The sequence below is a fragment of the Gordonia rubripertincta genome, assembly GCF_038024875.1.
In the GTDB taxonomy this organism is placed as follows: Bacteria; Actinomycetota; Actinomycetes; order Mycobacteriales; family Mycobacteriaceae; genus Gordonia; species Gordonia rubripertincta.
This window is the reverse complement of record NZ_CP136136.1, coordinates 338,197-347,182: the sequence shown is the minus strand read 5'-3', so window position 1 is coordinate 347,182 and position 8,986 is coordinate 338,197. Positions and strand designations below refer to the sequence as shown.

Annotated in this window: 6 protein-coding genes and 1 pseudogene; 6 read left to right on the top strand and 1 reads right to left on the bottom strand. The window is 69.1% G+C overall.

Annotated features, from left to right (window positions below; all coding sequences use genetic code 11):
- Positions 1-47: 47 nt before the first annotated feature.
- Positions 48-1,031: a hypothetical protein gene (locus RVF83_RS01495; protein ID WP_247602500.1), complete on the top strand. Its 984-nt coding sequence runs from the start codon at positions 48-50 to the stop codon at positions 1,029-1,031.
- Positions 1,032-1,111: 80 nt separating this feature from the next.
- Here the strand turns inward: RVF83_RS01495 and RVF83_RS01490 are convergent, their stop codons facing one another.
- Positions 1,112-1,753 carry a TetR/AcrR family transcriptional regulator gene (locus RVF83_RS01490; protein WP_005201487.1) on the bottom strand — a complete coding sequence of 214 codons (642 nt, stop codon included), beginning with the start codon at positions 1,751-1,753 and terminating at the stop codon, positions 1,112-1,114.
- A gap of 220 nt (positions 1,754-1,973) precedes the next feature.
- On the opposite strand from RVF83_RS01490, the gene RVF83_RS01485 reads away from it, so the two are divergent.
- The 5 genes and pseudogenes from RVF83_RS01485 to atzF all read left to right on the top strand — a co-directional run bounded on the left by RVF83_RS01485 (position 1,974) and on the right by atzF (position 8,926).
- Entirely contained in the window at positions 1,974-3,518 is a 1,545-nt protein-coding gene (locus RVF83_RS01485; protein WP_005201485.1) for an amino acid permease, read from the top strand.
- Between the two features lie 69 nt (positions 3,519-3,587).
- Positions 3,588-4,436 (top strand): urea amidolyase associated protein UAAP1, encoded by an 849-nt coding sequence (locus RVF83_RS01480; protein WP_005201477.1) that lies wholly within the window; start codon positions 3,588-3,590, stop codon positions 4,434-4,436.
- A 45-nt stretch (positions 4,437-4,481) separates the two neighbouring features.
- Positions 4,482-5,150 carry an urea amidolyase associated protein UAAP2 gene (locus RVF83_RS01475; protein WP_005201475.1) on the top strand — a complete coding sequence of 223 codons (669 nt, stop codon included), beginning with the start codon at positions 4,482-4,484 and terminating at the stop codon, positions 5,148-5,150.
- 53 nt (positions 5,151-5,203) lie between these two features.
- A pseudogene (locus tag RVF83_RS01470) lies at positions 5,204-7,259 on the top strand (5-oxoprolinase/urea amidolyase family protein).
- Positions 7,256-8,926, top strand: a complete 1,671-nt coding sequence (gene atzF, locus RVF83_RS01465; RefSeq protein WP_005201470.1) for an allophanate hydrolase — start codon at positions 7,256-7,258, stop codon at positions 8,924-8,926. Before RVF83_RS01470 ends, atzF begins: the two are co-directional and overlap by 4 nt.
- The last annotated feature ends 60 nt before the right edge of the window (positions 8,927-8,986 follow it).

Below are 8,986 nucleotides of genomic sequence, written 5' to 3'. Positions count from 1 at the left end.
AGGGCTTGCGTGTTCGACGCCCAGCGGTCGCGATGTTGGGGTGTGCGATGGCCGCGTCGTTCGCGGTGACCGTGCCCGCCCACGCCGCCACCCCGGCGGCCGGCCCGCCGACACCGGGGATCGCGACGGTGGGAATCCCCACGATGGCGCTCCCGTCCGGGGCGCTATCGGATCTTCGTCCGGTGTCCCAGGTGGTGTTGTCCACTTCGTCTGGGCCCGAACAGGAATCGGTGGTGACATCGACCTGGCCGCGGGTCGCCGCGGGTGAGAGGACGATTCGTCCGACGCCCCTCGGACCCGCCCGCCCGGTTGCCGATCAGACCGCGGCGGCCGGTGACGTCGTACGGATCGGAAACCTCGAACTCCGCCGTCCTCGCGCGGTGTCCAGGCAACTGGCCGCCGACATCAGCGCCGGGTCCGGCGAACTCGTCGCGGGTATCTCCGATGTGCTGCGGAGCAACGGGGTTTCGACCGCCCGTGCGGACAGGGTCGCCGAGCAGATGGTCGGGGACGCCGCGGTCGGTGGCGTGATCGGCGCCGGTGTGGCGGCTCCGCTGGCCCTCGCCGTCGGCGGTGTTGTCGGTGGTGGGCTCGGACTCATCCTCACGCTTCCGCTCTGGCCCACCGGTCTGGTTTTCGGACCGCTGATCGGAACGGCCGTGGTCGCGACGCTGGTGGCGCTTCCGGCGGTGGCGGCCGGTGTCGCCATCGGCGCGGCGCACGGCTACGACCAGGGATGGAAGGTGCCGCTCAACCGAAAGCCGGCCAAGCGGCCTCAGCCGACGGCAGTCTCGCTCGACCGGGCCCCGGCCCAGGTGGCCCCACTGGTGCCGGCGACCGCCATCAGGCGGCTGTCCCCGGTGCCCGCCGTCAAGCAGGTGTCCCCGGTGCCCGGGGTGAAGCGCGTGACGCCGACGCCGGCGGTGAAGCAGATCGCGCCGTCGGTACCCGCCCGTCGCGATGCGACGCCGTGCACGTGGGGACGGTTGGCCGAGGTCGCACTACAGGGAGGCGTGATCGGCAGCTGCTGAGCCGCACCCGGAGGATCGGCCCTGGCGCAGTCACGGACTGTGTCAGGGCCGCTTTCTGTTCTGGCAGCCTCCCTGTCCGACTAGGGCTGGTGTTCGATCAACATCCGGATGGCGCCGACGATCGTGTCGACGAGCCCCTCCGCGGTGTTGCCGCCGAGCTCGCCGCGCTGTTCGTCGGCGCGCATCATGATGACCGACTCCACGAGCCGGAACGGCAACAGGCAACGCTTGTCGGCCGGATCGCCCAGTGCCGCAGCCGCCAAGGACGCATACCCCGCCGCGAGTTCTTGTCTCGCGGTGCGGAAGTCGACGAATCGCGGTTCACCCACCTCGGGCAGCAGATACAGCGCGCCGAGGTTCCAGCGCGCGCGGGCGAGCTGGTCCACGTCGTAACGTGCCAGCGCGAGCAATCGCTCAAGCGCCGGCCCGTCGGTGTCGAGCAGGGCGCGGGCCTGCTCCACCGAACCGACGACGGTCGTCTCCAGGAGGTGCGCCAGGATGTCGTCCTTGGTGCCGAAGTAGTGGTACATCGAGGCTTGCCGGATACCCACGGCCTCGGCGATCATCCGCGTCGACGTCCCGGTGTAACCGTGGCGCGTGAAGAGTTCGGCTGCGGCATCGAGGATCTCGTCCCGAGCGGTCTCGCCCCGGCGTCGAGACGGCACCAGACGAGGGCGTCCGGGGCTGCCGGATGTGGTGGCCGAACGGGTGCCGGTCGCCATGATTCCTCCTGCGTTGGTGGATGTTTCTCGACCCAGTTGACCATGCGCCCGGACCTTCCGATGGCGGTGCGACCCCGCGACCTGCGTCGATTAACGCAGTCGTTACCCAAGTTTTCGCGGACGGAACAAAACTGTCAATCGAAAGAAACGTGCGTTCGCTTATCTGTCAGTTGACAGATACGCGCTCAACGAGGAGCTCCTCGAAAAGAAAGAACGCATCATGACCACAACCCCGGAAAAGACCGTCGCGCAACCGGTCACCGCTTACGCCGGCGGCCACGACGCCGACGACCTCTCCGAATTCGGCTACGACCAGCAGCTGCACCGGTCGCTGGGCAAGTTCGCCTCCTTCGCGGCGGGTTTCTCCTTCGTCTCGATCCTGACCACGGTCTTCCAATTCTTCGGCCTGGGTTTCGGTTTCGGCGGGCCGGCCTTCTTCTGGACGTGGCCGATCGTCTACGCGGGCCAGTTCCTGGTGGCCCTGTGTTTCGCCGAAATCGCTGCGCGCTACCCGATCTCGGGTGCGATCTATCAGTGGTCCCGCCGCATGGGCGGTGAGGTCATCGGCTGGTTCGGCGGCTGGTTCATGATGATCGCCCAGGTCGTCACGGCCGCCGCGGCGGCCATCGCCCTCCAGGTGGTGCTGCCCTCGGTGTGGATGGGCTTCCAGCTGGTCGGCGACGATCCCACGCTCACCAGCACCAGCGGCGCGTCGAATGCGGTCCTGCTGGGTTCGATCCTGTTGGTGATCGTCACCGCCATCAACTGTGTCGGGGTCACCTGGATGAGCCGCGTCAACAGCATCGGCGTGGTCTGCGAACTCGTCGGTGTGATCGCGGTGATCCTGGCGCTGTTCACCCACGCCCAGCGCGGTCCGGGCGTCGTCTTCGACACCGGCGCCCCCGGTCAGCAGCCCGGTTACATCTGGGCGTTCATCGTCTCGGGCCTGATGGCCGCCTATGTGATGGTCGGATTCGGTTCGGCCGGTGAGCTCGCCGAGGAGACCCGAGACCCGCGTCGCGTCGCACCCCGCACCATCCGCATGGCATTGACGGTCTCGGCCATCGGTGGCGGCCTGATGCTGCTGGGCGCTCTGATGGCCGCGCCGACGCTCAGCGAGGAACTCGCCATCGGCGGACTGCCCTACGTGCTGGACTCGGTGCTCGGAAGCTTTTGGGGCAAGGTCCTGCTCTGCGACGTCGCGGTGGCGATCTTCATCTGCACCCTCGCCATCCAGACCGCATGCTCCCGCCTGATGTTCTCGATGGCCCGTGACGGCCGGCTCCCGTTCTCCAGGCAGCTGGCACACGTCAACTCGCGGACGGGCACCCCGATCGCACCGTCGATCCTCATCGGCGTGCTCTGCATCGGTGTCCTGGTGGTCAACGTGGGCAACTCCGCGATCTTCGCGACGCTCGCCAGCGTGTGCATCATCCTGATCTACCTGGCCTACCTCGCCGTCACCGGTCCGATGCTCTACCGCCGGTTCCAGGGTTGGCCGCGCCAGGGCGGCGTCGACGCCGGTGGTCGGAAACTGTTCAGCCTCGGCCGGTTCGGGATCGTGGTGAACCTCCTCGCCGTGCTCTACGGCGCACTGATGGTCGTCAATCTCGCCTGGCCGCGTGCCGAGGTCTTCGACCCCGCCGGCGACATGCCGATCCTGCGCTGGGCCGGACCGATCGTCATCGCGGTCACCGTCGCAGTCGGCATCGCGTGCTTCCCACGCGGCAAGGAACATCCGAAGCCCGTCGAGTTCGCCGCCTGAGGTGCGAGGAACGCAAGCGACGAGCCACGAAGGCCACTCAACCACAACGACTGTCGAGGAGACATCGAGATGACCATCACCGCCACCACCACCGGGACCACCGCGGGAGCCCGCGAACACGCCCGGGCGCAGGCCGGTCGCATCACCGACAGCATGCCCGTCGTCCCGGCGTCGAACTGGCCGAATCCGCCCGCCGACGTCGACCCCGCCGGACTCACCTGGGCCGAGACCGTGCCCGGTGGGCGGTACACGAGCAAGGTCCTGGCTCGCGGCACGCGGCTGCGCCTGCACGACGTCGCCGGGTCGGCCTGCGCGCACCTCCTCCTGTGGCGTGCCGACGCACCGTGGGAGCGACTCAATGTCGCGGACACCGTGAAGGTTCCGTGGCAGGCCTACCTCGGCCCCGGGCATCCGCTGCTGAGTGACCAGGGTCGCGTCCTGGCGACGATCGTCGCCGACGGGTCCGGACACCACGACGCCCTCTGCGGCACCACGACCCTCGCCGCCAACACCGCGAGATACGGCGCCGGACATGTGCATTCGGCCAGCCCGGCGGGACGCGAGATGTTCACCCTCGCGGCGGCGAAGCACGGCCTGACCCCGACCGACGTCGCCCCCTCGGTGTCGTTCTTCCACGGGGTCGAGGTCGACGACGACGGCTCGTTGCGGTCCACCGGTTCCGCCGGAGCCGGCACGTCGGTCGACCTGATCATGCACCTGCCGTGCGTCGTGGCGATCGCGAACACCGCACATCCGGTCGACCCGTCGCCGACCTTCGACACCACCTCGCTCGAGGTGCTCGCCTGGACGGCCCGGCCCGATCTCGACACCCTGCTGGCCGGTGTCGCGGACACCGATCCTGAGTATCAGCGTGCCGTCGCCAACTCCGAAGACGCTTGGGCCGCAGCTCGTTTCTGAGCTCTCCAGCTCTCTGAGCGTCATCGACCCGAGAGGAACACACTCATGACCACCACCATCGATTTCGCCGCAGCCCCAGCCGCGGATCTCGCCCTCGTGGCCGGCACCGTCGTCTACGACGGACTGGTCGGTGAGCGCGGGCCCTGGTCGGGCGTCGTCGCCGCCGGGGACGTGCTGACCATCGTCGACCTCCATGGCAACCAGGCCGTCGACACCCTCTTCTACGGTGCGGCCGACCACGCCAAGCGCTACTCGGCGCAGGCCACGATCGCCGCGCAGGGCAACATCTTCCTGACCACCGGCACCGTCATCCGCGACCAGGAGGGCGAACCGCTGATGACGATCGTCGCCGACGAGGTCGGCAACCACGACACCGTCGGCGGCGCCTGCTCGCAGGAATCCAACACCCTCCGCTACGGGCACCACACCAAGCATCAACACGCGTGCGTCGAGAACTTCCTGATCGAGGGCAGCCGCCACGGACTCGGCAAGGCCGATCTGGTCGGCAACGTCAACTTCTTCATGAACGTGCCGGTCGATCCCGACGGCTCCCTCGGCATCGTCGACGGCCTGTCGGCCCCCGGAAAGCGCCTCGCCCTTCGGGCCGAGGCCGACACCCTGGTGCTGATCTCCAACTGCCCGCAGATCAACAACCCCTGCAACGGATTCGACCCGACCGCGGTCCGCGTCATCGTGACCCGACCCTCGATCTGACGGCCAGTCGCGTCGATCCCCGCACCGCACAACGACCTTCGAGGAACCACACCATGACTGCCTCCACCGGGGCCGCCACGCCCGCCCCCGTCACCGTCCTGCGGTCCGGTCCGCTCACCACCATCCAGGACTGGCCCGGTCGTATCGGGTACTGGAAGGTCGGGGTCCCACCATCCGGGCCCATGGACGATCTGTCGTTCCGCCTCGCCAACCTCGCGGTAGGCAACCCCGAGACCGCCGCGGGACTCGAGGTCACCCTGATGGGCCCGGCGCTGCGGTTCGACGCCGACGCCGTGGTCGCGGTGACCGGCGCACCCGTGACCGTCACCCTCAACGGACGGACTGTGCCGCAATGGGTTCCGCTGCCGGTGTCGGACGGTGACGTGCTCGACGTCGGAACGGTGGGGTCGCTCGGTATGCGGGCGTACATCGCGGTGTCCGGCGGGCTCGACGCCGAGGACTACCTCGGGAGTCGTTCCACGTTCACGATGGGCCGCTTCGGGGGTCTCGACGGCCGACCGCTCGCGGCCGGTGATCAGCTCGCGCTGCTCGGCGGACCGACCGGCCCGGCGCGGCGCATCCTCGGCGACGAACAGCCCGCCTTCACCAACACCTGGCAGCTGGCGGTGACCGTCGGTCCGCACGGTGCGCCGGAGTTCTTCACCGAGGCCGACATCGCCGACGTCTTCGCCACCGACTACGAGGTGCACTTCAACTCCGACCGGACCGGCATCCGACTCATCGGTCCCAAACCGCGGTGGGCGCGCAACGACGGCGGCGAGGCGGGCCTGCATCCCTCGAACATCCATGACAACGCGTATTCCGTTGGTGCCCTGGACTTCACCGGCGACACCCCGATCCTGCTCGGTCCCGACGGCCCGAGTCTCGGCGGGTTCGTGTGCCCGGTGACGGTGGTGACCGCCCAGCGGTGGAAGCTCGGCCAGCTCAAGCCGGGTGACACGATCCGCTTCGTGGCCGTGCGCAGCGAGGAGACCGCCTCACCCCAAGGAGACCGGTCTCGGTCGGCGGGCCAGTTTCGTCGACGTCCTGTCGTCGGGCGGCGACGCCGACAACGGCATCCTCGGCTCGACGACGACCGCCGACGGGACCACGACGGTGACCTACCGCCGCTCCGGTGACGACAACATCCTCGTCGAATACGGAGACATGCAGCTGGATCTGGCCCTGCGTGCCCGCGTGCACGCGCTGAGCGAACGTATAGCGGTCGAGAAGCCCCGGGGCCTCGTCGATCTCACGCCCGGCATCCGGTCGCTGCAGGTCAAGGCCGATCCGGACGTGTGGTCGCAGTCCCGGATGCTCGAGTGGCTCACCGAATGTGAGAGCCAGCTGCCCGCGGCGGAGGATCTCGTGGTCCCCAGTCGAACGGTGCACCTTCCCCTGTCGTGGGACGACCCGGCCACCCGCGAGGCCATCGAACGCTACATGCTCGGCGTCCGCTCCGACGCTCCCTGGTGCCCGTGGAACATCGAGTTCATCCGCCGCATGAACGGTCTCGACTCCGTCGACGACGTCTACCGCACCGTGTTCGACGCCAGCTACCTGGTGCTCGGCCTGGGCGACGTGTACCTCGGTGCGCCCGTTGCGGTCCCGCTGGACCCGCGGCATCGGCTCGTCACCACCAAGTACAACCCCGCCCGGACCTGGACCCCGGAGAACGCGGTCGGCATCGGCGGCGCCTACCTGTGTATCTACGGCATGGAGGGCCCCGGCGGCTACCAATTCGTGGGACGCACCACGCAGGTGTGGAACCACCGGCACCCGCAGCCGGCACCCGGTTTCGATCCCGAGCACCCCTGGCTGTTGCGCTTCTTCGACCGCATCTCCTGGTATCCGGTGAGTGCCGAGGAGCTCCTCGACATGCGTGCCGACGTCGCAGCCGGGCGCGGGGACAGCACGAAGATCGCCGACGGCGTGTTCTCGCTGGCCGAGCACCAGCAGTTCCTCGACGACAATTCCGGCGACATCGCCTTCCGGCGGGAGAAGATGGAGATCGCCCGCGCCGAGGAGCGTCAGAGATGGTCCGCGCAGGGTGAGTTCGCCGCCGACCTGAGCACGGTCGGGGCCGCGGACGAGGAGCGGGTGGCATGAGCAAGATCGACGAGATCTACACGCGGATCGCCGAGGCGGACCGTCCCGAGGTCTTCATCACGCTGCGTCCGCAGGCGGATGTCGCTGCCGAGTTGGCTGGGGCCCTCGCATCGGGCGGGCCCCTGGCCGGTACGGTCCTCGCGGTCAAGGACAACGTCGACGTCGCCGGACTGTCGACCACAGCGGCATGCCCGGGCTACGCTTACACCCCCGCCGCCGATGCCCCGGTGGTCGCGGCACTGCGGGCCGCCGGTGCGGTGGTGATCGGCAAGACGAACCTCGACCAGTTCGCCACCGGCCTCGTCGGGACGCGCAGTCCCTATGGCGCGGTGCGAGATTCACGACGCCCCGGCCGCATCTCGGGCGGTTCGAGTTCGGGCTCCGCGGTGGCCGTCGCACTGGGGTTCGCCGACATCGCGATCGGCACCGACACCGCCGGTTCCGGCCGCATCCCCGCCGGACTCCAAGGGCTCGTCGGGATCAAGCCGACGGTCGGGGCGATCTCCACCGACGGGGTCGTGCCGGCATGTGCGAGCTACGACACCGTGACGATCTTCGCCGCCGGCCTGCCGCTCGCCAATCGGGCGATGGCGGCGATGGCCACCGCGCAGGGCCCCCGGCCGTTCGGGTCGTCGGTGCCACTGGCCGCACCGGAACGACCCGTCGTCGCCGTGCCGGCCGAACTGCCCGAACTCGACAAGGCGTGGCGTGCCGCGTTCGCCGAATCGGTGTCGCGAGCCGAAGCGGCCGGATTCGTGATCAAGACGATCGATCTGTCGCCCTTCCTGGCGGCGGCGAAGCTGCTGTACGAGGACGCGCTCGTCGCCGAACGACACGACGCCGTCGGCGATTTCCTGGACTCGGCGGACCCGTCCGCTGCCGGGCTTGACCCCACTGTCTCCGGAATCATCGGTGGCGCTTCCGGATTCAGTGCCGTCGACCTTCTCCGGGCACGACGCCGCCTGGGCGGGTTGCGGGCCGAGGCGATGGGGGAGTGGGGCGATGCGACCGTGCTGATGGTCCCCACCGCGCCGGCGCACCCGTCGATCTCCGACGTGGCCGCCGACCCGGTCGGCGTCAACTCGCGGATGGGTACGTACACCAACTTCTGCAATCTGTTCGACCTCTGCGGACTCGCCGTGCCGAGTGGCGTGGTGCCCGAAAACGATGGCAGCCAGGCGCAATTCGGCGTCACCTTCCTCGGCGCCGCGCACGAGGACGCTGTTCTCGTCGACGTGGCTGCGCGGTTCCTCGGTGTACCCGACGTCGGGGCGACGTGGGTGGAGACCGAGGAGTCGATCGAGCTCGCGGTCTTCGGTGCGCACATGCGGGGCGGTCCGCTCACCCATGAGCTCAGCGAGCGAGGTGCCCGCTGGGCGGGGGAGATCATGACGACCCCGGCCTACCGCCTCGTCGCCCTCGGCACCACCCCGCCGAAGCCCGGACTGATCCGCGATCCCGCTGTGGGACGGTCGATCCGGGGCGAGGTCTGGCGTCTGGCCCCGGCCGCGTTGGGCGAGTTCCTCGCCGCCCTGCCGGAACCGATGATGCTGGGCAAGGTCGAGGTGACCGCAGGGGAGACCGGACCCGCACGGTGGATCGTCGGCTTCGGTTGCGCGGCCGACGCCGGTGCGGCGGGAACGGAACTCGACCGCGACCGCTGGTAGAGCGCGTGTGAGTTCCGTATGACGTCGTGCCCGGAAACCGGGCTCGATGTCATACGCCAA

Excerpts from the sequence above, each read along its gene's own strand:
- RVF83_RS01490 (WP_005201487.1), bottom strand. The coding sequence starts at position 1,753 with ATGGCGACCGGCACCCGTTCGGCCACCACATCCGGCAGCCCCGGACGC.
- RVF83_RS01485 (WP_005201485.1), top strand. The coding sequence starts at position 1,974 with ATGACCACAACCCCGGAAAAGACCGTCGCGCAACCGGTCACCGCTTAC.
- RVF83_RS01475 (WP_005201475.1), top strand. The coding sequence starts at position 4,482 with ATGACCACCACCATCGATTTCGCCGCAGCCCCAGCCGCGGATCTCGCC.
- atzF (WP_005201470.1), top strand. The coding sequence starts at position 7,256 with ATGAGCAAGATCGACGAGATCTACACGCGGATCGCCGAGGCGGACCGT.
- RVF83_RS01495 (WP_247602500.1), top strand. The coding sequence starts at position 48 with ATGGCCGCGTCGTTCGCGGTGACCGTGCCCGCCCACGCCGCCACCCCG.
- RVF83_RS01480 (WP_005201477.1), top strand. The coding sequence starts at position 3,588 with ATGACCATCACCGCCACCACCACCGGGACCACCGCGGGAGCCCGCGAA.